Source organism: Enterobacter cloacae complex sp. AR_0002 (assembly GCF_001922365.1).
GTDB classification, from domain to species: domain Bacteria; phylum Pseudomonadota; class Gammaproteobacteria; order Enterobacterales; family Enterobacteriaceae; genus Enterobacter; species Enterobacter hormaechei_C.
The window spans coordinates 58,833-83,822 of the sequence record NZ_CP018814.1 but is presented as its reverse complement, the minus strand read 5'-3'; the positions used below and the strand labels follow the sequence as shown (position 1 = coordinate 83,822).

The 24,990-nt window shown below is 52.0% G+C and carries 29 protein-coding genes, 1 other RNA gene and 1 pseudogene; 14 read left to right on the top strand and 17 right to left on the bottom strand.

All coding sequences use genetic code 11. The features are described 5' to 3' along the window. The first annotated feature begins 21 nt into the window (after positions 1 to 21). The 4 genes from AM329_RS00540 (at position 22) to AM329_RS00525 (ending at position 2,797) form a co-directional block, all read left to right on the top strand. The gene (locus AM329_RS00540; RefSeq protein ID WP_003863151.1) at positions 22 to 396 is read left to right on the top strand and encodes a DUF2799 domain-containing protein; all 375 of its coding nucleotides are present in this window, start codon (positions 22 to 24) and stop codon (positions 394 to 396) included. A 153-nt stretch (positions 397 to 549) separates the two neighbouring features. Beyond that, entirely contained in the window at positions 550 to 1,086 is a 537-nt protein-coding gene (locus AM329_RS00535; RefSeq protein WP_003863149.1) for a YfiR family protein, read from the top strand. Continuing rightward, the gene (gene dgcN / locus AM329_RS00530) at positions 1,079 to 2,299 is read left to right on the top strand and encodes a diguanylate cyclase DgcN (protein ID WP_032609921.1); all 1,221 of its coding nucleotides are present in this window, start codon (positions 1,079 to 1,081) and stop codon (positions 2,297 to 2,299) included. Before AM329_RS00535 ends, dgcN begins: the two co-directional genes overlap by 8 nt. A gap of 12 nt (positions 2,300 to 2,311) precedes the next feature. Further along, entirely contained in the window at positions 2,312 to 2,797 is a 486-nt protein-coding gene (locus tag AM329_RS00525; RefSeq protein ID WP_003863144.1) for an OmpA family protein, read from the top strand. Positions 2,798 to 2,799: 2 nt separating this feature from the next. Here AM329_RS00525 and AM329_RS00520 read toward each other — a convergent pair whose 3' ends face one another. The 7 genes from AM329_RS00520 to ffh all read right to left on the bottom strand — a co-directional run bounded on the left by AM329_RS00520 (position 2,800) and on the right by ffh (position 8,217). After that, positions 2,800 to 4,170 carry a PepSY domain-containing protein gene (locus AM329_RS00520; protein ID WP_032609922.1) on the bottom strand — a complete coding sequence of 457 codons (1,371 nt, stop codon included), beginning with the start codon at positions 4,168 to 4,170 and terminating at the stop codon, positions 2,800 to 2,802. A gap of 38 nt (positions 4,171 to 4,208) precedes the next feature. Then, entirely contained in the window at positions 4,209 to 4,613 is a 405-nt protein-coding gene (locus AM329_RS00515) for a DUF2946 domain-containing protein (RefSeq protein ID WP_003863141.1), read from the bottom strand. Positions 4,614 to 4,745: 132 nt separating this feature from the next. Continuing rightward, positions 4,746 to 5,093, bottom strand: a complete 348-nt coding sequence (gene rplS / locus AM329_RS00510) for a 50S ribosomal protein L19 (RefSeq protein ID WP_002914145.1) — start codon at positions 5,091 to 5,093, stop codon at positions 4,746 to 4,748. A 43-nt stretch (positions 5,094 to 5,136) separates the two neighbouring features. Further along, positions 5,137 to 5,904 carry a tRNA (guanosine(37)-N1)-methyltransferase TrmD gene (trmD, locus tag AM329_RS00505; RefSeq protein ID WP_003863138.1) on the bottom strand — a complete coding sequence of 256 codons (768 nt, stop codon included), beginning with the start codon at positions 5,902 to 5,904 and terminating at the stop codon, positions 5,137 to 5,139. Between the two features lie 31 nt (positions 5,905 to 5,935). After that, a complete protein-coding gene (rimM, locus tag AM329_RS00500; protein WP_032609925.1) occupies positions 5,936 to 6,475 on the bottom strand; it encodes a ribosome maturation factor RimM in 540 nt (179 codons plus the stop codon). Positions 6,476 to 6,490: 15 nt separating this feature from the next. Next, complete coding sequence (gene rpsP, locus AM329_RS00495; RefSeq protein ID WP_003863133.1) at positions 6,491 to 6,739, bottom strand: 30S ribosomal protein S16; 249 nt, start codon at positions 6,737 to 6,739, stop codon at positions 6,491 to 6,493. Positions 6,740 to 6,855: 116 nt separating this feature from the next. Next, a complete protein-coding gene (ffh, locus tag AM329_RS00490) occupies positions 6,856 to 8,217 on the bottom strand; it encodes a signal recognition particle protein (protein ID WP_003863132.1) in 1,362 nt (453 codons plus the stop codon). A gap of 166 nt (positions 8,218 to 8,383) precedes the next feature. Here ffh and AM329_RS00485 point away from each other — a divergent pair, with 166 nt between their 5' ends. Together AM329_RS00485 and AM329_RS00480 are read left to right on the top strand one after the other, a co-directional pair. Next, entirely contained in the window at positions 8,384 to 9,175 is a 792-nt protein-coding gene (locus AM329_RS00485) for an inner membrane protein YpjD (RefSeq protein WP_003863130.1), read from the top strand. A 19-nt stretch (positions 9,176 to 9,194) separates the two neighbouring features. After that, complete coding sequence (locus tag AM329_RS00480; protein ID WP_032609927.1) at positions 9,195 to 10,481, top strand: HlyC/CorC family transporter; 1,287 nt, start codon at positions 9,195 to 9,197, stop codon at positions 10,479 to 10,481. Positions 10,482 to 10,533: 52 nt separating this feature from the next. Here AM329_RS00480 and grpE read toward each other — a convergent pair whose 3' ends face one another. Next, positions 10,534 to 11,127, bottom strand: a complete 594-nt coding sequence (gene grpE / locus AM329_RS00475) for a nucleotide exchange factor GrpE (RefSeq protein WP_003863126.1) — start codon at positions 11,125 to 11,127, stop codon at positions 10,534 to 10,536. 122 nt (positions 11,128 to 11,249) lie between these two features. Here grpE and nadK point away from each other — a divergent pair, with 122 nt between their 5' ends. The 3 genes from nadK (at position 11,250) to bamE (ending at position 14,352) form a co-directional block, all read left to right on the top strand. Further along, positions 11,250 to 12,128, top strand: a complete 879-nt coding sequence (nadK, locus tag AM329_RS00465) for an NAD(+) kinase (RefSeq protein WP_003863124.1) — start codon at positions 11,250 to 11,252, stop codon at positions 12,126 to 12,128. 85 nt (positions 12,129 to 12,213) lie between these two features. Next, positions 12,214 to 13,875, top strand: a complete 1,662-nt coding sequence (recN, locus tag AM329_RS00460) for a DNA repair protein RecN (RefSeq protein ID WP_023314691.1) — start codon at positions 12,214 to 12,216, stop codon at positions 13,873 to 13,875. A gap of 138 nt (positions 13,876 to 14,013) precedes the next feature. Beyond that, positions 14,014 to 14,352 carry an outer membrane protein assembly factor BamE gene (bamE, locus tag AM329_RS00450; protein WP_032609930.1) on the top strand — a complete coding sequence of 113 codons (339 nt, stop codon included), beginning with the start codon at positions 14,014 to 14,016 and terminating at the stop codon, positions 14,350 to 14,352. Between the two features lie 61 nt (positions 14,353 to 14,413). On the opposite strand, the gene AM329_RS00445 is transcribed toward bamE, so the two are convergent. Together AM329_RS00445 and AM329_RS00440 are read right to left on the bottom strand one after the other, a co-directional pair. After that, the gene (locus AM329_RS00445) at positions 14,414 to 14,701 is read right to left on the bottom strand and encodes an RnfH family protein (protein ID WP_003863119.1); all 288 of its coding nucleotides are present in this window, start codon (positions 14,699 to 14,701) and stop codon (positions 14,414 to 14,416) included. Continuing rightward, the gene (locus AM329_RS00440; protein ID WP_003863117.1) at positions 14,691 to 15,128 is read right to left on the bottom strand and encodes a type II toxin-antitoxin system RatA family toxin; all 438 of its coding nucleotides are present in this window, start codon (positions 15,126 to 15,128) and stop codon (positions 14,691 to 14,693) included. Before AM329_RS00440 ends, AM329_RS00445 begins: the two co-directional genes overlap by 11 nt. A gap of 156 nt (positions 15,129 to 15,284) precedes the next feature. Between AM329_RS00440 and smpB the strand changes: the two genes are divergently transcribed. The 3 genes from smpB to AM329_RS00425 all read left to right on the top strand — a co-directional run bounded on the left by smpB (position 15,285) and on the right by AM329_RS00425 (position 16,730). After that, complete coding sequence (smpB, locus tag AM329_RS00435) at positions 15,285 to 15,767, top strand: SsrA-binding protein SmpB (RefSeq protein WP_003863115.1); 483 nt, start codon at positions 15,285 to 15,287, stop codon at positions 15,765 to 15,767. An 89-nt stretch (positions 15,768 to 15,856) separates the two neighbouring features. Further along, positions 15,857 to 16,220, top strand: a transfer-messenger RNA (tmRNA) gene (gene ssrA, locus AM329_RS00430). A 270-nt stretch (positions 16,221 to 16,490) separates the two neighbouring features. Beyond that, on the top strand, positions 16,491 to 16,730 hold the full coding sequence (locus tag AM329_RS00425) for a DinI family protein (protein WP_013096351.1): 240 nt from the start codon (positions 16,491 to 16,493) through the stop codon (positions 16,728 to 16,730). Between the two features lie 86 nt (positions 16,731 to 16,816). Here the strand turns inward: AM329_RS00425 and AM329_RS00420 are convergent, their stop codons facing one another. Further along, entirely contained in the window at positions 16,817 to 17,242 is a 426-nt protein-coding gene (locus AM329_RS00420; protein ID WP_123906383.1) for a hypothetical protein, read from the bottom strand. 226 nt (positions 17,243 to 17,468) lie between these two features. On the opposite strand from AM329_RS00420, the gene AM329_RS26290 reads away from it, so the two are divergent. Then, positions 17,469 to 17,576, top strand: a complete 108-nt coding sequence (locus AM329_RS26290) for a YnaM/YnfT family protein (RefSeq protein ID WP_350223618.1) — start codon at positions 17,469 to 17,471, stop codon at positions 17,574 to 17,576. A gap of 28 nt (positions 17,577 to 17,604) precedes the next feature. Here AM329_RS26290 and AM329_RS00415 read toward each other — a convergent pair. Next, a pseudogene (locus tag AM329_RS00415) lies at positions 17,605 to 17,802 on the bottom strand (helix-turn-helix domain-containing protein); the annotation flags it as partial. A 200-nt stretch (positions 17,803 to 18,002) separates the two neighbouring features. Between AM329_RS00415 and AM329_RS00410 the strand changes: the two are divergent. Further along, positions 18,003 to 18,356 (top strand): hypothetical protein, encoded by a 354-nt coding sequence (locus AM329_RS00410; protein ID WP_071886176.1) that lies wholly within the window; start codon positions 18,003 to 18,005, stop codon positions 18,354 to 18,356. Between the two features lie 253 nt (positions 18,357 to 18,609). Here the strand turns inward: AM329_RS00410 and AM329_RS25125 are convergent, their stop codons facing one another. The 5 genes from AM329_RS25125 to AM329_RS00380 form a co-directional block, all read right to left on the bottom strand. Continuing rightward, a complete protein-coding gene (locus AM329_RS25125) occupies positions 18,610 to 19,737 on the bottom strand; it encodes a tail fiber domain-containing protein (RefSeq protein ID WP_077870385.1) in 1,128 nt (375 codons plus the stop codon). 57 nt (positions 19,738 to 19,794) lie between these two features. Then, positions 19,795 to 20,028, bottom strand: coding sequence for a hypothetical protein (locus AM329_RS00395; RefSeq protein WP_032610594.1), 234 nt, complete (start codon positions 20,026 to 20,028; stop codon positions 19,795 to 19,797). A gap of 107 nt (positions 20,029 to 20,135) precedes the next feature. Continuing rightward, a complete protein-coding gene (locus AM329_RS00390; protein WP_032610595.1) occupies positions 20,136 to 20,807 on the bottom strand; it encodes a hypothetical protein in 672 nt (223 codons plus the stop codon). Then, positions 20,808 to 21,122 (bottom strand): hypothetical protein, encoded by a 315-nt coding sequence (locus AM329_RS00385; RefSeq protein WP_032610596.1) that lies wholly within the window; start codon positions 21,120 to 21,122, stop codon positions 20,808 to 20,810. 43 nt (positions 21,123 to 21,165) lie between these two features. Beyond that, entirely contained in the window at positions 21,166 to 24,963 is a 3,798-nt protein-coding gene (locus AM329_RS00380) for a phage tail protein (RefSeq protein ID WP_032610597.1), read from the bottom strand. Positions 24,964 to 24,990 lie beyond the last annotated feature (27 nt).

Below are 24,990 nucleotides of genomic sequence, written 5' to 3'. Positions count from 1 at the left end.
CTCACAAAAAGGAGAATAGCCATGCGTTCAATTACTCTCATGTTGTTGTCGCTGATTTTGTCGGGTTGCCAGATCAATCCTTATACTTTTCAGCCTGGCTGGACCAGCCCGGACTGGTTCACTGCCGGTAAAGAAGACGCTATGAATGGTGTTCCGGTTAAAGATAACCAGGCTCTGGCCGATAGTTTTAATGACCCTCAGGTTGATCGAGGGGAATATCTTCGTGGCTACGCTGACGGACAGAAAAAAATATGCGAAGAGGGCTTTATTCACGCCTGGGGATTAGCGGGAAAATCATTTCCTGCCAGCTGCGATACAACTGAAAATGCAGTAAAACTGCATGAATCCTGGCAACAAGGATTGGATGAAAGTATGCGTTCCAGCAGGCTTAATTGAGCCTGCCTTAATTCCTCTGAATATAGCTCACTGTAAGATTTAGCTTAGGTCAAAACAGGGATATTTCTGGCATAATGACGGCTTTGATAAACAATGGTATTCTGCCGACAATTCTTAAGGACATCTATTTCCGGGGCGGTTTGGCGGATTCTGATGAGAAATGCAATCTTGATCGCTTTGCTCCGACTCCCCCTGGCGCTAATGCTGTTCATTTTAGTGGCCCCTGCAAAGGCAGGCTCGTTCACTGAAACGGATAAATCAGTACGTTCGATTGTTTCTGGTATCGTGAGCTATACCCGATGGCCAGCACTGTCTGGCCAGCCTAAGCTCTGTATTTATGCCTCTTCCCATTACAGACAGGCGCTCAGCAGTGAAGATGAACACAACCCGTTGCCCTATAGTCCTGTCATTGTGCATAGCGATCGGGAAGCACTCACAGCAAGGTGCGATGCCCTCTATTTCGGGAGCGAGTCGCCAGCAAAACAACAGGAAATAATAAATCAATATCAGGGCCAGGCGTTGCTATTAATGTCAGAACAAAATCCTGAATGCGTTATTGGCAGCGCATTTTGTCTGATAATAGAGCACAACCAGGTCAGGTTTTCCGTAAATCTGGATGCGCTGGCGCGCAGTGGCGTAAGAGTCAATCCGGATGTATTAATGCTCGCACGGAATAAGAAGCATGAATAAGGAAGTCGTACCAACACCGCGTCCGACGTTTAAAAGAACGTTGCGGCGAATCAGCATGATAAGCGTCATTATAACGATGACGTTTATATGGTTGCTGCTGTGTTTCGCTTCCGTGGTGACATTAAAGCAATACGCGCAAAAAAACCTCGAACTTACCGGCGCCACCATGAGCCACAGCCTTGAAGCCTCTCTGGTGTTCAACGATGCCGTGGCAGCAAATGAAACGCTGGCGACCCTCGGCAAGCAGGGGCAGTTTGCCGTGGCGGAAGTGCTTAATGCACATCATGAACGGTTTGCCTGGTGGTCGTGGAACCCGGCGGATAATACCGACACGCTGGGCGCGCTGGTCAACCGGTGGCTGTTCCCTGTTCCTGTCGCACAGCCCATCATACATAACGGCAATGTGATTGGCGAAATTCGTCTGACCGCACGCGACAGCCTGATTAGCCACTTTATCTGGCTCTCGTTTGCAGTCCTCACCGGGTGCATTCTTTTTGCTTCTGCCGTCGCATTGACCATCACCCGCTCGCTACATCATGGCATGGTTGTTGAAATGCAAAACATCACTGACGTTGTGCATGACGTTCGCACCAACCGCAACTTTTCTCGCCGGGTAACGGAAGGCCGCATTGAAGAGTTCCACCAGTTTGGAGAAGACTTCAACAGCCTGCTGGATGAAATGGAAGAGTGGCAGCTCAAACTACAGGCGAAAAACGCTCAACTGTTGCGTACCGCCATGCACGATCCGCTCACGGGGCTTGCAAACCGCGCCGCGTTTCGCAACAACATTGCAGCATTAATGAATGACGCTTCGGCAAAAACCAATTCCGCCCTGCTATTTCTGGACGGTGATAACTTCAAGTTTATCAATGACACCTGGGGTCATGCCGCGGGTGACTGCGTTCTGATCGAAGCCGCAAAAAGGATGGTCGAATTTGGCGAAAAACGTCATCAGTCTTACCGTCTTGGCGGCGACGAATTTGCCATGATCCTTTACGGTGTCCACACCGCGCGTGAGGTCGAATATATTTGCGCTGCGCTGTCGCAGCAATTTATCCGTCCGTTTGATCTGCATAACGGGCACACAGCATCAATGTCACTCAGCATTGGCTTTGCTCTGGCGTGGGAAAATGCCTCCGTTGAGGCCTTACTGGAGCAAGCCGATCGCAATATGTATCTGGTCAAAAACCAGCGTTCGAAAACAATATCCTGAAAGGAAGACGATATGTTAAAGCGATATTTTGCGCCGTTGTTACTGGCATCACTGGCAATGTCCGGATGCCAGTCATCCCCTGAAGGGAAATTCACGCCAGAGCAAATCGCGGCCATGAAATCCTATGGCTTTAACGAACTGAATGGCGACTGGTCTCTGGGCCTGTCAGATAAGATCCTGTTTGATAAAAATGACGCCAGGCTGCGCCCGGAAAGTGAAACGCAGATCCAGACTATGGCCTCACGCCTGGCGGCAACCGGCCTGAACCACGCCCGGATGGATGGCCATACGGATAACTATGGCGAAGAGAGCTACAACGAAGCGCTTTCGTTAAAACGTGCCAATGTTGTGGCGGATGCCTGGGCGAAGGGCGCGAACATCCCGCGCAGCAACCTCACCACGCGGGGCTTAGGCAAAAAATACCCTGTCAGTAGCAACCGCACTGCACAGGGGCGCGCTGAAAACCGCCGGGTTGCGGTAGTCATCAGCACGCCTTAAGGCTATTTAACGGATGTTCCGGCGAGCGACACGCCTGAAACCGCTCGCCAGCGCAGCCAGTCAATCACAATAAAGACCAACAGACTGACGCCCATTACCGGCAACGCCAGCCCCAGCAGGAGGCTTATCAGGAACGTCACTCCCCTTCCCCACAGCGGCAATGCCAGCCAGCTTTGACAGAGCGTCTGTACCGGGTTCGCGGCTGACGTTGCAGGGCGACGCATCCACCACATCCGGTATCCCCAGATAATCAACACGCACAGCGCAACGCCAAACGCGATGAGCAGCAGCTGATTTGCCAGACCAAACAGGATCCCCATATGGAAATCCACGCCCCAGCGGGTGAGTTTAGCCATCAGCGGGAAATCCCCGAAGCGAGTGCTGTCCAGCACCTTCAGTGAGTGGGGATCCACGGCAACGGCATCAACCTGCGTCGGCCAGCGGCGATCGATTTCCGTCACCGTCCAGGCCTGGTCGTCCCTGCTTGCCGGGCGGATCTCAACCTTTTTCGCATCAATTCCTGACTGGCGGGCGGCCTGCAATACGCTGTCAAAAAGCGACAGTTCAACAGGCATTTCAGGCATCGTCATTCCCCCGTGATGACCACGATGTTCGGCGTGTTCATCCCTCATTTCCGGCGCACCGGAAAGGGTGGTATTTACCTGCGGCGTCAGCCAGTTCATCTCTGCACGCAGCTTATCGACGTTGCCACCGGCCCATTGTGACCAGGTTAACCCGGTGACTGAGAACAGCAGCATTCCCGTCAGTAACGTCCAGCCTAAGATCACATGCAGGCGACGACGATTCTGGAAACGATTGTTAATACGGCGCTTCGGTCGGGTGTAGAACCACAGCGCGATCCCGCCCAGGGCAGCAACCCACATCCACGAGGCGGCTAACTCGCTATAGAGGCGCCCGATGTTGCCCAGCATCAGCGAGGTATGCAGATAATCGATAGTCTGACGCAGCGGTAAAATCCCGCTGGTGCCGTACACAGTCATATCCCCTCGAACCTCAAGGCTGGCGGGATCAATAAAAATAGCCCGATGCTCGGAGGGACCCAGCGCCGGGTCGGCAAACATCACGCGGGTCGTTTCACCCTCTTCCAGCCCCGGACGAACAGCATGTAAACGCAGCGCTGAACCCACGGCCTTTTCTGCCACGGCAATTTGTTCAGCAAGAGGCTGCGCCTCACCAACGGCATCCGTGTGGAGTGCATAATGGTACAGCGCATTTTCAAGCTGCGGCGTGGCGACATACAGCGTACCGGTCAGCGCTGCGAAGAAGATAAACGGACCGACAAACAGCCCGATATAGAAATGGAGGCGACGCAGCAGGTTTCCCCATGCCGCGCGCGGAGTGCAGGTAGTCATACTTTTCCTATTTAAGGCAAAAAGTGAGTGATTTTGTTTTAAAGGGAGAAAGCAGACCGACGCGGCGGCGCGCGGGTATCAGGGTAAAGCCAGGGGAAAAAGTGCCAGTGGCTGACCGCCTGACGAGGCGGCTTCACGCGCAGCCGCTGCAACACCACGCTGAGCAGAACGATAAGCGCCAGCATCACGCCCGGAACATGCGCTAACAGCACGCAGTAGCCGCATGCTTCAGCATGGTCAACTGGCATAGAATGCGTCATATCACCATGATGCTCGTCCACCGACATCATGCTCATGTCGTGGTGCATGCCCGGCATGGCGCTCATGGGATCTTTTTGCAGCGAGACGGAGATCAGCGGCGCCACGACGATCAGCAGGATCGCAAACAGCGCGGTCAATGCCGCTGCGCGTTTCCAGCTATGCTGATGCAGTACGTTATCCACTTACCCTCCACCCAAGAGGCGAACATTGTAAATGATTTATGACGGAAGGGTTAACGCGAGAGGTGCGATGGGATAAAAAAAGGGCCAGCCTTTCGGCCAGCCCTTTCTAACAGGATGTCGCTTAAGCGAATCTTAGTTCAGACGCTCTTTAATACGAGCAGACTTACCAGTACGCTCACGCAGGTAGTACAGTTTAGCTTTACGTACAGCACCACGACGTTTAACAGCAATGCTGTCAACTACCGGAGAGTGAGTCTGGAAGACACGCTCAACGCCTTCGCCGTTGGAAATTTTACGAACAGTGAATGCAGAGTGCAGACCGCGGTTACGAATAGCGATAACCACGCCCTCGAATGCCTGCAGACGTTTTTTGGAACCTTCAACAACCCATACTTTCACTTCCACGGTGTCACCTGGACGGAAGGAAGGTACGTCCTGCTTCATCTGCTCTTGTTCAAGTTGCTTAATAATGTTGCTCATAATTTAATCTCTTATCCTGGGTAAACTGATATTCGGGAGCGTATTACGCTTTCCCATCATGTTCATGCTGCTGGTGCGCGTGTTCAGTTTTGAACTCGGCCAGCAACTTTGCTTGCTCTTCAGTCAGAGCCAGGTTTTCCAGAAGTTCAGGTCTTCTAAGCCAGGTTCGGCCCAGCGACTGCTTCAAACGCCAGCGACGTATCTCGGCATGGTTTCCAGACAGTAACACTGCCGGGACTTCCATCCCTTCTAACACTTCAGGACGAGTATAGTGTGGACAGTCCAGCAACCCATCGGCAAAGGAATCTTCCGTTGCCGAAGCTTCATGGCCCAGAACCCCCGGAATAAACCGGGCGACGGAGTCAATCAGCGTCATTGCTGGTAACTCACCACCGCTGAGAACGTAATCGCCGATAGACCATTCTTCGTCAATCTCGGTTTGAATTACGCGCTCATCTATTCCTTCGTAGCGACCACAGACCAGAATCAGCTTTTGATTCGTCGCCAGTTCGCTCACGCCCGCTTGATCAAGCTTGCGTCCCTGAGGTGACAGATAAATCACCTTCGCGCCTTCACCTGCCGCGGCTTTTGCTGTATGAATGGCGTCCCGTAAGGGTTGCACCATCATCAACATCCCCGGTCCGCCGCCGTAAGGACGATCGTCCACGGTACGGTGCCGGTCATGCGTGAAGTCACGAGGACTCCAGCTCTGGATGCTCAGCAGGCCATTCTTTACTGCCCGGCCAGTTACCCCGTAATCGGTAATCGCGCGGAACATTTCAGGAAACAGGCTAATTATGCCAATCCACATAGCGCCGTCTTTTACCGTTTATCCGGAGAATTTAAAAACCAGGATCCCAATCTACTTCAATGGTTTGAGTAGTGAGATCGACTTTCTTGATAACCTGTCCATCGAGGAACGGAACCAACCGCTCCTTGATGCCAAATGCATCTTTCAGGTTTGCCTTAATGACGAGAACGTCATTTGACCCGGTTTCCATCATGTCGATGACTTTCCCCAGGCTGTAGCCTTCAGTGGTCACTACCTGGCAACCCATAAGGTCTTTCCAGTAGTAGTCACCCTCTTCCAGCTGCGGCAACTGCGACGAATCCACGACAATTTCACAATTAGTCAGCGCATTCGCGGCATCACGATCGTCAATGCCTTTCAGCTTGATGATGATGTCCTGATTGTGGTGACGCCAGCTTTCCAGCTCGACCTCTTCCCACTTACCGCCTTTCTGGATAAACCAGGGCTGGTAATTAAAAATGCTATCAGCGTCTTCAGTGGAGGAAAACACTCTGAGCCAACCACGGATACCGTAGCAAGAACCCATTTTTCCCAATACGATCGGTTCAACAGGTGCTTTATTGCTCATCATGACCACCGTGACAGATTAAGCTGCTTTGTTTGCTGCTTTGATCAGCGTAGCAACGCGATCGGAAACAGTAGCGCCCTGGCCAACCCAGTGAGCGATACGATCCAGATCCAGACGGGTTTCTTCTTCTGCGCCAGCGGCCAGTGGGTTGAAGAAACCAACGCGCTCGATGAAGCGACCGTTGCGTGCATTACGGCTGTCAGTCACAACAACCTGGTAGAACGGACGCTTTTTAGCGCCGTGACGTGCTAAACGAATAGTTACCATAACATCCTCTTGTGTGAATAAAACAACCGGGCCCCATCGAGGAACGGAGCCCGGGTGTCATATTAAAAGCCCGAAAATTTTACTCATTTTCGGGCAAAAAGCAATCTCAAAAGCGATTATCGCCCAGGAAAACCGGGCGGCATCATGCCTTTCATGCCGCGCATCATCTTCGCCATGCCGCCTTTCTTCATTTTCTTCATCATGCGCTGCATGTCGTCGAACTGTTTCAGAAGGCGGTTTACGTCCTGCACCTGCATGCCGCAACCGGCAGCGATACGGCGTTTACGGGAACCTTTGATGATTTCTGGCTTCGCGCGCTCTTTCAGCGTCATCGAGTTGATGATGGCCTCCATACGCACCAGCACTTTGTCATCCATCTGGGATTTGACGTTGTCCGGGATCTGGCCCATGCCTGGCAGTTTGCCCATCAGGCTTGCCATGCCGCCCATGTTTTTCATCTGACGCAGCTGCTCAAGGAAGTCGGTCAGATCGAAACCGTCACCTTTTTTCAGCTTGCTGGCGAGTTTTTCCGCCTGGGCGCGGTCAACCTTGCTTTCAATATCTTCGATCAGCGACAGCACGTCGCCCATGCCGAGGATACGGGAGGCAATACGATCCGGATGGAACGGCTCCAGCGCTTCGGTTTTCTCGCCCACGCCGAGGAACTTAATTGGCTTACCGGTAATATGACGAATAGACAGCGCCGCACCGCCGCGGGCATCGCCGTCGACTTTGGTCAGCACCACGCCGGTTAACGGCAGGGCTTCGTTAAACGCTTTTGCGGTGTTTGCCGCATCCTGACCGGTCATGGCGTCAACAACAAACAGGGTCTCTACTGGATTGATAGAGGCATGAACCTGCTTGATTTCGTCCATCATCGCTTCGTCAACGTGCAGTCGACCGGCGGTATCCACCAGCAGCACGTCGTAGAATTTCAGCTTCGCCTCTTTCAGCGCCGCGTTAACGATGTCGACAGGCTTCTGGGCCACGTCGGACGGGAAGAAGTCCACGCCAACCTGCTCGGCCAGCGTTTCCAGCTGTTTGATCGCCGCCGGGCGATACACGTCCGCCGACACCACCAGCACCTTTTTCTTGTGCTTTTCGCGCAGGAATTTCCCCAGCTTACCGACGCTGGTGGTTTTACCCGCACCTTGCAGACCCGCCATCAGCACGACGGCCGGCGGCTGAGCCGCCAGGTTAAGCACCTGGTTCTCTTCGCCCATCGCCGAAACCAGCTCGTTACGGACGATTTTGACGAACTCCTGACCCGGAGTCAGGCTCTTGTTCACTTCATGGCCAACCGCTTTCTCTTTCACGCGGTTGATAAAATCACGCACGACCGGCAACGCGACGTCTGCTTCCAGCAGCGCCATGCGCACTTCGCGCAGCGTTTCCTTGATGTTCTCTTCGGTGAGGCGTCCACGGCCGCTGATGTTGCGCAGCGTGCGCGACAAACGATCGGTTAAATTATCAAACATTGTCTCTCGCCTGGGGTAGAAACGTTAGGTCGCCTGGGCGACACATACACAGAATTTTGCCGGAGTATAACATGAAGGCGCCTTTGTTGTTATGCAACGGTTGGAGCAGGCGTCACGTAACGTTATACTGCTTCTCTTTCTTATTAAGACAACTGTCGACGCCTATATGCCTGTTTTCGCACTGATCGCCCTTGTTGCCTACTCTGTCAGCCTCGCGCTGATCATTCCTGGCCTGCTGCAAAAAAACAGCGGCTGGCGGCGCATGGCTATTCTTTCGGCAGTGATCGCACTGATTAGCCACGCCTTTGCGCTGGAATCACGCATTATCCCCGGCGACGGCAGCGTGCAAAATCTGAGCGTACTGAACGTCGGCTCGCTGGTCAGCCTGATGATCTGTACGGTCATGACCATTGTCGCGTCTAAAAACCGTGGCTGGCTGCTGCTGCCGATAGTCTACGCCTTTGCGCTGATCAATCTGGCGTTAGCCACGTTCATGCCCAATGAGTTTATTACTCACCTGGAAGCCACGCCGGGGATGCTGGTGCATATCGGCCTGTCGCTCTTTGCCTACGCGACGCTGATCATCGCCGCCCTTTACGCCATGCAGCTCGCCTGGATTGACTACCAGCTGAAAAATAAAAAGCTGGCGTTTAACCACGAAATGCCGCCGCTGATGGTGATTGAGCGTAAGATGTTCCACATCACCCAGGTCGGCGTGGTGCTGCTGACGCTCACGCTGTGCACAGGCTTGTTTTATATGAAGAACCTGTTCAGCGTGGAGAATATCGATAAAGCGGTCCTCTCCATCATCGCGTGGTTTGTCTATATTGTCCTGTTATGGGGCCATTATCATGAAGGCTGGCGCGGTCGCCGCGTGGTCTGGTTCAACGTCGCGGGTGCGGGCATTCTCACCCTTGCCTATTTTGGTAGCCGCTTCATACAGCAATTTGCTGGCTAAGTAACAAAAGGAGTTCCCCCTGGAACACATCTCTACCACCACGCTGATCGTCATTCTGGTCATCATGGTGGTCATCTCCGCTTATTTCTCTGGCTCTGAAACCGGCATGATGACGCTGAACCGCTACCGGTTACGTCATCGCGCCAAGCAGGGTAACCGTGCCGCGCGTCGTGTCGAAAAGCTTCTGCGTAAGCCGGACCGTCTGATTAGCCTGGTGCTTATCGGTAACAACCTGGTCAATATTCTCGCCTCTGCACTGGGCACCATCGTCGGGATGCGTCTGTACGGCAACGCAGGCGTGGCGATTGCCACAGGTGTGCTCACGTTTGTGGTACTGGTGTTTGCGGAAGTGCTGCCCAAAACCATCGCGGCGCTTTACCCGGAAAAAGTCGCCTACCCGAGCAGCTTCCTGTTAGCACCGCTGCTTATTCTGATGATGCCGCTGGTCTGGCTGCTGAATATGGTGACACGGGTGCTGATGCGCATGGTCGGTATAAAGGCAGACGTCACCATCAGTAGCGCGCTCAGCAAAGACGAACTGCGTACCATCGTGAACGAATCCCGCTCGCAGATCTCCCGCCGCAATCAGGACATGCTCCTGTCGGTGCTGGATCTGGAAAAGGTCAGCGTTGACGACATCATGGTGCCGCGCAATGAAATCGTCGGGATTGATATCAACGACGACTGGAAGGCCATTGTCCGCCAGCTGACGCACTCCCCGCACGGGCGTATCGTCCTCTATCGCGATTCTCTCGACGATGCCATCAGCATGCTGCGCGTGCGCGAGGCCTATCGCCTGATGACCGAGAAAAACGAGTTCACCAAAGAGGTAATGCTGCGCGCCGCCGACGAAATTTACTACGTGCCGGAAGGCACCCCACTCAGCACGCAGCTGGTGAAGTTCCAGCGCAACAAGAAGAAAGTCGGCCTGGTGGTGGATGAATACGGCGATATACAGGGGCTGGTGACGGTCGAAGATATTCTGGAAGAGATTGTCGGGGACTTTACCACCTCAATGTCGCCTTCCCTTGCGGAAGAAGTCACCCCGCAAAACGACGGGTCAGTGCTTATCGACGGCAGCGCCAACATTCGTGAAATCAATAAAGCGTTCAACTGGCATTTGCCGGAAGACGAAGCGCGGACGATGAACGGAATGATCCTGGAAGCGCTGGAAGAGATCCCGGCGACAGGCACGCGCGTGCGTATTGAGCAGTATGATATTGATATTCTGGACGTTCAGGACAACATGATTAAGCAGGTTAAGGTCCTGCCCGTAAAACCTTTACGCGAAAGTATCGCCGAGTAATGTTGTAGGCCGGGTGAGGCGAAGCCGCCACCCGGCACTACGGGTCGGCAAATTACGCTTTCGCTTTCGCCACGGTCACCATCGCAGCGCGAATAGTACGACCGTTCAGGGTATACCCTTTCTGCATCACGCCCAGCACGTTACCCGCGGCAACGTCTTCGGATTCCACCATCGCAATGGCCTGGTGAACGTTTGGATCCAGCGGTACATCCGTATCGGCAATCACTTCAACACCGAACTTACGCACCACATCCAGCATGGATTTCAGCGTCAGCTCAATGCCTTCAATCATTGCCGCGTTATCCGGGTTAGCTTTATCCGCCACTTCCAGCGCGCGATCCAGGCTGTCGATCACCGGAAGCAGTTCGTTGACGAATTTCTCCAGCGCAAATTTGTGCGCCTTTTCAACGTCCAGCTCGGTACGACGGCGCAGGTTTTCCATTTCCGCTTTGATACGCAGTACGCCATCGCGTTCGCGATTCTGCGCTTCTACCAACTGAGCTTCCAGGTTGGCAATTTTTTCATCGCGCGGGTCCACCTGCTCAGCAGACGTGTCTGGCTCTACTGCCTCAACTTCATCGTGCTGTTCCGTGATAATTTCTTCAGGGGCTTGCCCCTCAGGCGTTTTCTGTTCTTTACTACTCATGAATTTCTCCGCGTTTTTCTGCATTCATCTCGCTAACTTCGCTTATTATGGGGATCAGTTTCCTGGATTCAAGGGAACAAGGCAGATTGTCATCATTCATCAGGCACAAGGACCTCCAGAAAATGAATAATCATTTCAGGTGTATTGGGATCGTCGGCCATCCGCGTCACCCTACCGCATTGACGACACATGAAATGTTGTATCGCTGGCTGTGTGGTAAAGGCTATGAAGTGATGGTCGAGCAGCAGATTGCCCAGGAGTTGCAGCTTAAAAGCGTCAGAACCGGCACGCTGGCGGAAATTGGCCAGCAGGCGGATCTCGCCGTGGTGGTCGGTGGCGACGGCAATATGCTGGGCGCGGCGCGAACGCTGGCTCGCTATGATATTAAGGTTATTGGTGTTAACCGTGGCAATCTCGGTTTCCTTACCGACCTCGACCCGGACAATGCGCAGCAGCAGCTGGCGGACGTGCTGGAAGGTCACTATATCAGTGAAAAACGGTTTTTACTGGAAGCCCAGGTGTGTCAGCAGGACTGCCAGAAGCGCATCAGCACCGCCATTAACGAGGTGGTTCTCCACCCCGGTAAAGTGGCGCACATGATCGAATTCGAAGTCTATATCGACGAAATCTTCGCTTTCTCGCAGCGGTCTGACGGGCTGATTATTTCAACCCCGACGGGGTCCACCGCCTACTCGCTTTCAGCCGGAGGTCCAATCCTTACGCCATCGCTGGATGCCATTACCCTGGTGCCGATGTTCCCGCATACGCTCTCGGCGCGTCCGCTGGTGATCAACGGCGACAGCACCATCCGCCTGCGTTTTTCTCATCGCCGCAGCGATCTGGAGATCAGCTGCGACAGTCAGATTGCGCTCCCCATTCAGGAAGGTGAAGATGTCCTCATTCGCCGCTGCGATTACCACCTGAACCTCATTCACCCAAAAGATTACAGCTATTTCAACACATTAAGCTCCAAGCTCGGCTGGTCAAAAAAATTGTTCTGATTTTGCATACAGCACTTTACTGTATATAAAACCAGTTTATACTGTATACAAACACAGTTATGGTTTTTCATACAGGAAAACAATTATGCTGGCACAACTGACCATCAGCAACTTTGCCATTGTTCGTGAGCTTGAAATCGACTTCCATAGCGGAATGACGGCGATTACCGGTGAAACCGGTGCAGGTAAATCCATTGCCATTGATGCCCTCGGCTTGTGCCTCGGTGGTCGTGCAGAGGGGGATATGGTGCGCACAGGCGCCGCCCGTGCCGATCTCTGCGCCCGCTTCTCGTTAAAAGACACACCTGCCGCCCTGCGCTGGCTGGAAGCAAACCAGCTCGAAGACGGACGTGAGTGTTTACTTCGCCGCGTCATCAGCAGCGATGGCCGCTCCCGCGGTTTTATCAATGGTACAGCGGTTCCCCTCTCCCAGCTTCGCGAGCTGGGCCAGCTGCTCATCCAGATCCATGGTCAGCATGCGCACCAGCAGTTAATCAAACCCGAACAACAGAAAGCCCTGCTTGATGGCTACGCAGGTGAGTACGCGCTTACTCAACTCATGGCGGAGCACTATCGTCAGTGGCATCAAAGCTGCCGCGAACTTGCGCAGCATCAGCAGCAAAGCCAGGAGCGTACCGCGCGCGCCGAGCTGCTGGAATATCAACTGAAAGAGCTGAACGAATTTAACCCGCAGGCGGGTGAATTTGAGCAAATCGACGAAGAATACAAGCGTCTGGCCAACAGCGGTCAGCTGCTCTCCACCAGCCAGACTGCCCTTAACATGCTGGCGGATGGCGAAGACGTGAATTTGCAGAGCCAGCTGTACAACGTGCGTCAGCTTGTGACCGAACTGACCGGCATGGACAATAAGCTTTCTGGCGTATTGGAAATGCTGGAAGAGGCCGCGATTCAGATTTCAGAAGCCGGGGATGAGCTGCGCCACTACTGTGAACGTCTGGATCTCGATCCGAACCGTCTGTTCGAGCTTGAGCAACGCATCTCCCGTCAGATTTCACTGGCGCGTAAGCATCACGTTACCCCGGAAGAGCTGCCGAATTACTATCAGTCTCTGCTGGAGGAACAGCAGCAGTTGGACGATCAGGCCGATTCCCTTGAAACCTTGTCTCTGGCGGTTAATCTGCATCATCAGCAGGCGCTGGAAACGGCGAAACGGCTGCACGACGTGCGGCAACACTATGCGCAGGAGCTTAGCCAGCACATTACCGACAGCATGCATACGCTGGCGATGCCGCATGGGGTGTTCACCATAGATGTTCGCTTTGAAGAGAATCACCTGACGGCGGAAGGCGCAGACCGCGTAGAATTCCGCGTCACCACCAACCCGGGCCAGCCTTTGCAGGCAATTTCGAAAGTGGCTTCCGGTGGTGAACTGTCGCGTATCGCCCTGGCCATTCAGGTGATTACCGCCCGTAAAATGGAAACCCCGGCGTTGATTTTCGATGAAGTGGATGTGGGTATCAGCGGCCCGACTGCGGCCGTTGTCGGCAAACTGCTGCGTCAGTTGGGTGAATCGACGCAAGTCATGTGTGTGACTCACCTGCCGCAGGTCGCCGGATGTGGTCATCACCACTTTATCGTCAGCAAGGAAACCGATGGTGAAATGACGGAAACGCACATGAAGCCGCTGGATAAACGCTCTCGCTTGCAGGAGCTGGCACGCTTGCTCGGCGGCAGTGAAGTCACTCGCAATACCCTCGCGAATGCGAAAGAACTGCTGGCGGCATAAACTTTTTCGGGATCTCAGGGTCATACAGAACAACAAAAACGCCGCCAGACCGGTTTCAAAGTGGGGCAAGGTCTATTATCATCGGCATATTACATATGAGCCGCGTACTGCTCGGGCCCGAAAAGGAATCAAATCACTATGCGCTGTAAAACGCTGACCGCTGCCGCAGCGGTTCTTCTGATGTTGACCGCAGGCTGTTCCACTCTGGAGAAAGTGGTTTACCGTCCTGACATCAACCAGGGGAACTACCTTACCCCTAACGATGTGTCCAAAATCCGCGTGGGTATGACACAACAGCAGGTCGCTTATGCCCTGGGAACCCCGATGATGTCCGATCCCTTCGGCACAAATACCTGGTTCTATGTATTCCGCCAGCAGCCTGGTCATGAAGATGTAACCCAGCAAACCCTGACGCTGACCTTTAGCAGTGGCGGCGTGCTGACCAACATCGACAACAAGCCTGCCCTGACCAAATAATCAAGCGTCAGCAACGCAAAAAGGTGCTCAATGAGCACCTTTTTTGTGTACATTTATTTGGCTACTTACCGGATTTCTCTGCTCGCTGACGGCGCAACTCTTTCGGGTCGGCAATCAGAGGACGATAGATTTCAACCCTGTCGCCCTCTTTCAGCACATCACCGAGCTTAACCGGACGGCTATAAATGCCGACTTTATTCTTCGCCAGGTCAATATCACGGCGAAGTTCAAGGATGCCGGAGGCCCGGATAGCCGCCTCAACGGTGGCGCCCTCTTCAAGCGTCACGCGCTGCAAATACTGCTTCTCCGGCAGCGCATACACCACCTCAACAGCAATCTTATGCGACACTGTAAACCTCTTTGGCGCGCGTGGTGAACGCCTGAACCATATTCGAGGCCAGCTCTTTAAAGATTCGGCCAAACGCCAGTTCGATCAGCTTATTGGTAAATTCAAAATCCAGATGAAACTCAATGCGGCAGGCGTCAGCGCTCAGTGGCGTAAACTTCCACCCTCCCATCAGTTTTTTAAACGGACCATCCACCAGATGCATCAAAATACTCTGATTGCTCGTCAGGGTATTGCGCGTGGTGAACGTTTTGCTGATCCCCGCTTTGGAGACATCCACGGCCGCAGTCATCTGCGTCGGGCCGGATTCCAGCACTCGGCTACCGGTGCATCCTGGAATAAATTCCGGATAGGACTGAACGTCGTTCACTAACTGATACATTTGTTCCGCGCTGTAGGGAACAAGCGCAGTACGGCTAATCTGAGGCATAGCATTTTCCATGGTCACACAACAGACAAATAATAACATTTATCACCTGTTAAAAAAACGCTAAGCCTTATCTCGTGCTAATATAGCGCGTTAGACCTCACAGGACGCAATGAGGTGACTTTTTAAAATCAGATTACCGACGGCTTTACGACACTTATGACGAAGAAAAAAGCACATAAACCTGGTTCGGCGACCATTGCGCTTAACAAGCGTGCTCGCCACGAGTATTTCATCGAAGAAGAATTCGAGGCCGGCCTTGCGTTGCAGGGCTGGGAAGTAAAATCGCTGCGTGCCGGGAAAGCCAATATCGGCGACAGCTACGTGATCCTGAAAGACGGTGAGGCCTTCCTGTTCGGCGCGAACTTTACGCCGCTGACCGTCGCCTCTTCACATTACGTTTGCGATCCTACCCGCACCCGTAAGCTGCTGCTAAACAAGCGCGAACTGGAATCCCTCTACGGACGCATCAACCGTGAAGGCTTCACCGTGGTGGCACTCTCTTTGTACTGGAAAAACGCCTGGTGCAAAGTGAAAATCGGCGTGGCGAAAGGTAAGAAACAACACGACAAGCGTACTGACCTGAAAGCACGCGAGTGGCAGCTCGACAAAGCACGTATCATGAAAAACGCAGGACGTTGATTCTGCGCGCTTATTGTACTATTCAATAAGTTAGCGTTTCGGGCTGGTGTCGAGGAAGTAAAATCTGGTATACTGAGTTCAACACTATTGGGGCTGATTCTGGATTCGACGGGATTTGCGAAACCCAAGGTGCATGCCGAGGGGCGGTTTGCCTCGTTAAAAGCCGCAAAAAAATAGTCGCAAACGACGAAAACTACGCTTTAGCAGCTTAATAACCTGCTAAGAGCCCTCTCTCCCTAGCTTCCGCTCTTAAGACGGGGATCAAAGAGAGGTCAAACCCAAAAGAGATCGCGTGGAAACCCTGCCTGGGGTTGAAGCGTTAAAACTAATCAGGCTAGTTCGTTAGTGGCGTGTCTGTCCGCAGCTGGCGTGCGAATGTAAAGACAAACTAAGCATGTAGTACCGAGGATGTAGAAATTTCGGACGCGGGTTCAACTCCCGCCAGCTCCACCACTTTTGATAGGACTGCAACCGGACAGTGGCAATAAAAACAGCCACTTACGGACTCTGACCAGACAGAGCTCAGACCGAGAAAAGACAAAAAAATGCACGTGAAATGCACGTGCACTTTAAAAGAACCCCAGATCTCACGGTCTGGGGTTTTTCTATTTGTAACTAAGGGTAACAAAAACACATCCCCTTTCGTGCTCCGCTCGCCTTGACACTGTTTATTTTTACAGTAAAAATACTGTATACAACCACAGTGGTTTTCCGGAGGCTTTTATGTTCGTTGAACTGGTTTATGACAAGCGAAATGTAGAGGGACTTGAAGGGGCCAGAGAGATTATCCTGGCAGAGCTGACGAAGCGAGTGCACCAGATCTTCCCTGATGCCGAAGTGAGGGTGAAGCCGATGCAGGCGAACGGCTTGAATAGCGATGCCAGCAAAAGCGATCGGGAAAAGCTGAACCGCATGCTGGAGGAAATGTTTGAAGACGCAAATATGTGGCTGGTGAATGATTAGCAAAGCCCGTGTTCGCTTCGTGCATACCTTCAACTACGCAGACATGCACCACTACCCATCGTACTTTTCCGATATTGAACGGCACTTCATCTTAGTGGCGTTAAATAATAAGCACTTTTACTACTCACTGTTTTTGCGGTCACTCCAATAGATGCCCTTTTCAGTGCCGCATTAAATGCAACTAACGTTACCGGTCTTGGAGTTGTCTTGGTACGATGTGAATGGCTCTGAAACAAAAACACATCTTCAGGATACTTCTCCCTGCGGGAGTGGAGAATTCTTTTAACTCCTGGCTTAAGAGCAATGCATCTTTCCCTCAGTCCTTTTGTGGCTGAAAGAACAAGAATATCATGGCTCACATCATCAAACTTTGCCCCAAGAAGCTGTCCGGGCTTAGCCTGACTCAGATACAACATTGCCCAGAGATCTGACCATGTATCAGAAATATTCTCAAGATTCCGCTTGATAGCAATAAATTCAACTACGGTAAGCCCCCACACATCTCTCATCATTCCTTTCAGTAGATCCTCTTGTTACATGAAGCTTATGTACAAACAGAATCTTCATGGTTGTAACATTCAATATTCGAATTACCGAACAGTGCCCAGCAACCGTAGCTCATTTTTACATATGGCTGTCCGAAACATCAAACATCCTGCTCTCATACTAAGAATTTTTTGTTCTGAACGTTTGCAGTTCCGTATTGTCTAAACGAAAAGTTCATAAAAAAGGTTCAACATGGCAACGTTTATAATCGCAAGTACCGTAGTTGTTGCTCTTGGCTTGATAGTATTGAGCCTGATCAAAATTGGCATAAGCACATCGAATAACCCGGATGAATTTTAATGTGTTGAAGTTCGTGTAACGTCTTTATTTACTGGGAATTTTTATATAGAGTACAAACGGCCACATCGTAAATGATCGCCACCTGCTTCCGATCCACTCCGTTTGCGATCAACCTGCCAGCCTGAGCCCATTGCTCAGGTGTCAATTTTGGCCGCCTCCCACCGATTCGCCCTTTCTCACGGGCTGCGGCCAACCCAGCCCGGGTGCGTTCCACTATTAGCTCCCTTCCATTTCAATCCAGCATATGCAGGGGGAACTGGTACAGTTGAAAGAGATGCTTAATACACAGAAACCATAAAAGTGCTCACCAGGCAGATCGCCCTGCTTGGTGCTTTGAAAGTTGATATCAATATATAAATACTCTCCATTGCCCCCAGCCATTTTGTCAGATACACTCGAATACACGTTCTCATTCAACCATAAAAAATGACTTTAAAATATTATTTAAAATATTGTCTTTGGGGTTTAGTTGGCTGTGGTTATCTTGTTTACGTAATTTTAACAGACTTACGTGATGGGAAAATTTTCCCTGCTTACGCACCTTATATGCCTTACATTGCCTCCTACCTAGCAATAGGCGCAGTGGTACTCCCTTTTGCTTTTTATGTTTCAGAGAAATTAGCATTAAAGATAATGAAAAAGGAAACATGGGACAATTATTTCGGTGCAGATAGCACATCCTGGGGTGCATTTATTTTTGTATATATGTTTTGCATATTATTATCAGCCCCATTATTTCTTCTTTATCCAGCAGTTAATAAAAATCGCGAAGGTAATTAAATACCAAGGTGAGCGCTCATACCTCTCGAACAAAAATGTGTTCGGTTCTTTTAGTCAAAGCATAACCATAGCATCAACACTGGTCCCTTCAGGGACCAGAATCACAGCGCTTGTAGTGATAAAAGTTGCCGCAGGCAGCCTGGCAATGTTACAGCCAGCGGCGAATAATTAAGGGTCGTTATTCTGGGTTCGAATCTGCATCGACTCCTGAAGCTTCAGACACTTTGGTTTTCCAGATGCTGTCTTCAGGCAATCACTCAGAGCCTTGTTTGAGCTTATCGACCTCCTGACTAAGCTCTGTAACCTTCATACTCAGTGCCTTAATGGCGGCAAGAGCATCCATCAGAAGGGGGTTGAGATCAAGGGTCATCTTACCCACACCCTCGGCACTGTGAACGTACTGCGGATCAATCTTCTTAACCTGCTGCGCGATTACACCACGGCGTACTGCTTCACTGTCGTCATCCTTATACCTGAACGATACGAACTCCATCGCATCGATGTTTGCCAGCGCGATTTCCGTATCAAGTTCAGTGATATCTTTCTTAAAGTTGATATCAGATGTCCCAACCGCCTGCATCTGCGTCCACGGTATTGTGGATGATGAGGTGTTCATTGCAGATGCGATGAGGTTTCTTACAAAAAGATTACCGGATATTCCTGTGAAGATTTGCTGTCGGCGAGTTGGGTCATACCCGCATACAATTCCAGATCCTGCTTGCGGCGCCCAGGAAGTACCAGAGCCGTCAATACCATAAAACCCTGATTCGGTACTTCCTAAAACGTTAATACCTGGAGTTCCGAAACCAAAGTATCCAACACCTAAGACATTACCAGTATTAGGGCCAACATCCTTAGTGGCGGCATTTCCCAAACCGAGGTTTGTGCGAGCGTCAGCAGCATTCTTTGCACCTGTACCGCCCTGGCTGATACTGAGCGCGGTAGTCAGGCCGCTTAGGCTGGTTATATCGCTGTTAGCCCCTTTCTTCGCCAGTGATTTCTGGCCCGGCACGGTAACGGCCACACCGTTAATTGTGATAGTGACGTCTGTAGTACCGTTCATCACATCAGCGAAACCGCTCATGTAACGCTGGTACATAGTGAATGTTTCAGCGATATCCTGCGCCAGACCGTCAACGCTAAGGCTGTCGCTCAGAAGAATGGCATATTTGGTTCCAGCAGGGATAGCAGGGTTAGCAGCTGGCGTAACGGTGAGAGAGGTTGCGCTTCCAATCGCGGTAATCTGGAAAACCTGCGCTGGGCTGGTCAGCGCGATAACAGTGCAGCCGTTACGAATAAGTGAGCCAGCTGCAGTGAAGTTTGTGCCGGTACCTGTAAGGGTGTTTCCGCTGATGGCAATAGTGCCAGTGGTATAAATCATGTTTTCTCCAGGCAATAAAAAACCCCGCCGGAGCGAGGTTTGTTTGAATCAGTTTGTTTATTTGCAGGTCGTGCTGGTAAATGTATTTGCACTTACCCAGGTCCAGTTAAATGGATAACCCGCTCGGTACTGAGTTTGGTTATTTTGCTTGCGAACGCCATAAATTTGCACGCTGCTTTCCTGCCCGCCTACCAGTGCTATTCCGCTACATACAGGCTGTTGCCTCTCAATAACGCCAGCACAACCTGAAAGCAAAAAAGCCAATGACAAACAAAAAATTATATTTTTCACAATGGTTCCATCCCAGGGGATTGAGGAAGTAACACAATAGCAATATGGATAACGTGGGTATAATTGATTCTGTAGATCAATTTTAGTTAATTGATCGCTTAAAACGATCAATCATAACTTGCACAGTTGATGGCCATAATCACGTTTCTTAAATTTGAATAAGCAGCATTCTGTAGGCTTCCGCTCGGTGTGGTTTGCGGTCTGGCAAATATTCTGGTATTGCTTCCATCAAGTTTTGCCATGCTCTTGTATATTGCCGCGTAAGGCTGCGGCTGACCACCAGCTGATACAACCCCGGTAATTAGACCGAGCATGACCGGCATGCAAGCCCACTTCCCCGCCCTTGTTGTATTAATGTTATAACCAGAGCTGGCATCCACTCCAGCAGTACCAATTGTGACTATATCGCTGAGTGTGCGCGTCTCGTTGGTTAAAATCAGCGAGCCAGATGCATCCCATACAGCCAGCCCGTAATCAGGCTTAGTCTGCGGGAAGATAGAGAAAAAATAGACGTAAGCCGTGCCAGTTGCGGTAGGTCTGAGGAAGTCTACGGTAATCGTATTCCCACTTATAGTTTGGGTAATTTCCACTTCAACAGTGCAGTGTACAAAAGCGACGACAGGCTGCCCAGCCGGGAAGGTGTGCGTAACTTTTATGTTATAACCAGATGTTCCCTGTAATACTGCTGTCTTACGAGCCTGCAATGCAATTGGCGAGCTGTTAGAGCTTACCCATACCTCGCCACTCGTAGTTGTAAGTAAAACGCCGTACTGCGCCATTTATGCCTTCTCAATCTGGAATATTAAAAATGCCGCCATCGCGGGCTCAGTGCCTGCTGAGTAATCGGTATCTCCCGCAGACGATACAGTTGCAGTTCCTCCCGAGATTGTTATCTTCCTCCTCCCTGTGCCCCATTGGTCATCATTCATGACCTGAAAGTAGGTCAACTTGCAGCCTGGTGGTAGCACTACGGAATAAGAGCCTGACTTCTGATTAACGGCAAGTTGAAGGTAACCACTGACGCTGACAGGTTTAATTCCGTAGTTGTTTACGTTTCCGGAAGCGTCCCATGTCTGGACCCCATATTCGGCCATTTACAACTCCATAATAAAAAGGGTCTCATGTGAGGCCCGTTACTTACCATGTTCCAGTAATTCTTCCGATTTGTACCCTCAGCACATTGCTGGAGTCCCGAACACTAATTGTCTGATTGGTTTGTTTCATTGCCCCCTCTCCAGCTGTGGAGCCGTAGTTCTCAAACGTTCCTGACTTATCCAGTTTCCATCCGACGGAACCAGCAACGTAGTTATTTGACTGAATGTAGTTTCCTATTTTGGCATTGCTGATGGTACCGTCCTGGATGAACGTATCCCGGATGAAGGTCTGTCCGTTCTGGATTACGAACGGCAACGACACCGCCCCACCAGCCTGCGCCATTACCGCTAAACGGTCAGCCAGGAACAGCACCTGCGACTGCATGCCGGATGGCGTATTCTGAACACCAATGCCCATTCCCGCTGCGTACTGGTTGCCATTAGAATCAATAGCTACCTTGATGCTGTACATTGCATTCAGGTTATTATTGATGTCGGCTGATACCTGCGCGTTCTGGACAATCGCTGCAGACTGACCGTTAACCGTGACCTTTAGCGAATTGATTTGCGTAGCAGACGCCTGGGTAAAATCAGCAAGTGTCTTCGACAAGTCAGTGACATTCGCCGTGTTCCCACCGGTGCTGGAATCCAAAGCGCGCAATGACTCAGCGACAGCTTTACTGGCGTCGGACATCACATTGTCTACTCGATCGATACTGGCTTTGTTATCTCCATATTGGACGCTCAGGAGGTTGCGCTGGTTAACCTGCGCGAGCGTACTGGTGATCAGCGCGATAGCATTGTTCTGAATACCGCCGCTGGCCTTATCAGTTTGTGCACCCAGCTCTTCCAGGCGTGATGCCATTGAGGAATCGAGGTCCGTGACAACCTGGCTAAGGTCAGTGATTGATGCTGTATTCTGAGCACCTACAGCAGCTGCTGAATCAGCTTTGTCAGATGCGACCTGAGTGGCAGCCGTCAATTGACTTACCGCAGAAGCGCGAGCTTCAGTTTCCGTTGCTAACGCCTGGCGAACATCAGTAATACCCGCTTCATTCTGGGCAGTTTTCGCCTCTAGACGAGTAACATCCGTGACGCGGGCTTCCGTCTCAGTGGCGATCACCTCCCGGAGCTGTTCGAATGTCGCAGAGTTAGCCCCCTGCTGCGCAGTCTGACGCACAACAACATCAGCAATAGCCAGGGCGTTCCCAATGATTGCTTCTGCTGTCTGCTTATTCGAACCTACTGCTGCAGCCAGACCATCGGCGTTCTCCTTAATCGCATCAGAAAGTTCGGCCAGTTTCTCGCTACTTTCTACGGCACTCTCAATCAGATCCTTGAATACCTCAGAATCTTTAATTTCCTCCAGGATCACATCTGTGATGTCGGAAACATCGATGCTGACCTGTCCTCGCACCCATTCTGTGTACCCTGATTCGTTGCCGCTGCGGTCCACCAGCTGCGCGCGGTACCAGAAAATCTGCCCAGCCTTAAGGCCCATCTGCTGATATTTGCGCTGCGGGTAAGGCACATCGGCCAGCAGCATCGCATCGTCCTCGGTACCGGTCAGGCTATACTGAATTTCCGTCTTCAGCGTGTCGTCGGTATTCGCCGGGAATCCCCAGTTCAGCTCGATGCCGAAAACCACATTTTCAGAAGCGATGAAGCCAACCGGCTTCGGTGGATTGCCTACTTTACCCGTCAGCGTTTTCTCTTCTGAATAGCCCCATCCGGACGAGATTTCTGCGGCATTAATTGCGCGCACGCGTACCAGGTAGCGCCCGGCATAAATCCCCGGGACGTCGAATGATGTGGTGGAGCTGCGCGGCACGTTAACCCAGTTCCCGTCGTTGCGGCGCCATTGCGCTTCATAGGCGATAGCGTTCTGCGCCTGGTCCCAGCTCACGCGCATCGTTTCGACGCTGATATTTTGCTGCACCACGGAAAACGAGCTGATCACGATGTTGTCAGGCGGCGACTGGTTACCAGGCGGGATCACGCTCACCGGCCGCTGGTCAATGATGGCTCCGGTATCGATACGGGCATATTTATCCGGGTCGTGCCATGCGCCGGTAATCGAGAAAGTGCCATCATCGTTATCGGAAACGCTGACAACACGATACTGCTGCGTGTAAAGCTCGTCAGATTCAACCACCCAAACAGCTTCGGCCTGTGGCGTCTCACTGTATGCAGTGGTGACTGTGACTGATTCACCGTTCACGGCCTGAATGGTCCTGCTCTGCGACGCTCCGGAGGGAAGGTTGAGAATAAGGCGATCACCTGGTGCTGCATCAGCTACGCGGTCAAGTTTGATAACGCGACCGTTAACGGCGCTGATGCGGCCGCCCATAACCTTTCCGGAAAGCAGCTCGTCTGCCACGGCGATGATGTAGCCCGGCTGCGGAATGTTGCCGTCCAGCCCGACATCAAACGAAACAACGCGATCCTTGTTGTTGGTGAGAATACCCCAGCGCCCCTTTCGGTTCGCTTCTGACTGCCTGGTGCAGCCGATGGCTGTCATTTCCAGCTGATTGAAGCCGTACCGCGCCACCAGCGCCTGCTCAAATACCGGCTCCATCGCGTCGGCATAAGCGTTCCCCGGGTCTGACCATGAAACCAGCGCTGTGGTGTAGCGGCTTTTCGTGGTGCTGCTCGAATAGGTGAAGCGACCGCCAACAACGTTAGCGCGCGTGTAGCTGTAATCAACATCGCGCGGCATGTCAGCCAGGGCCACAATCTGATCCCCGCCCCAGTAGGTCATGCCACGGAAGATAGCGGCAAAATCACGCAGGACTGTGTAGGCGTCGTTCCGGTCCTGAATGTACACGTTGCAGGTATAACGTGGTTCGGTACCGTTGCCCCCTTTGCCGTCTGGTACCATCTGATCACAATACTGGGCAACCTGATAAAGCGTCCATTTATCAATATTCGCAGCGGTCAAACGGTGCCCGAGGCCGAACCGGTCAGAAACAACCAGATCGTAAAAAATCCACGCAGGGTTATCCGTCCATGCCCACTTAAACGCACCGGTCCATGTACCGCTATAAGTGCGGGTTTCAGGGTCGTAGGTATCTGGAACGCGGATAACACGGCCGCGGGGCTCGCAGGAGATCTGCGGGATAGAGCCGTTAAACTGGCTTGAATCGAATTCGATGTAGAGTAACGCTGTGTTTGGATATCGTAACTTGGCGTCAATAACCTCAGTGAAGCTCTGCAGCGTCATCGTGTCGCCGATCTTCGCGCTGTTGGCGTCAGAGGTAATCTTACGCAGGCGGATTGTCCAGGTGCTTCCAGCTTGCGGTAAATCGATACGGTGGCTGCGCTCATAACCAGACGTCGTTTTGCCGGTCACGCTGGTATTGAGTACCGTCTGCCATGTGCCGCCGTCCGTCTGCAGGTCAATCGCATAATTGACCGAGTAACCCACCAGATCGCCGTCGTCCTCCTGTTTGAAAAGCGAGGGCCATTTCAGACGCAGGCGAACTGCTGAAAGCTGCGTATTGGTAAAGGTGCGCGTCCATGCTGTAGCGCTTGATACCTCAGTTCCCACGCTGATTTCGTTTTCGGTACCGGGAATACCCTGAATATATTTTTGCGCCTGCGTTCCCGCGCGAAACTCCCACGTCACGCCGCTAAAGTTTTGGGAGCCGTCAGCATTCTCCAGGGCCGTTCCGTCCAGGTAGATATCTTTGCCGGTTAGCTGCCCTGCAAACTCCCCTTCGCCAAGCGCAATGAGGATTTTTGCCTTCGCTACAGATTGCAGATCATCAGGCTGTTCGGTAGGGGTTCGTGAACTGGAGCTGCCGCCCTTGCGGCCCTTTAACACTTTATCTGTAGCCATATTGCGCCCATAAAAAAAAGCCACCCG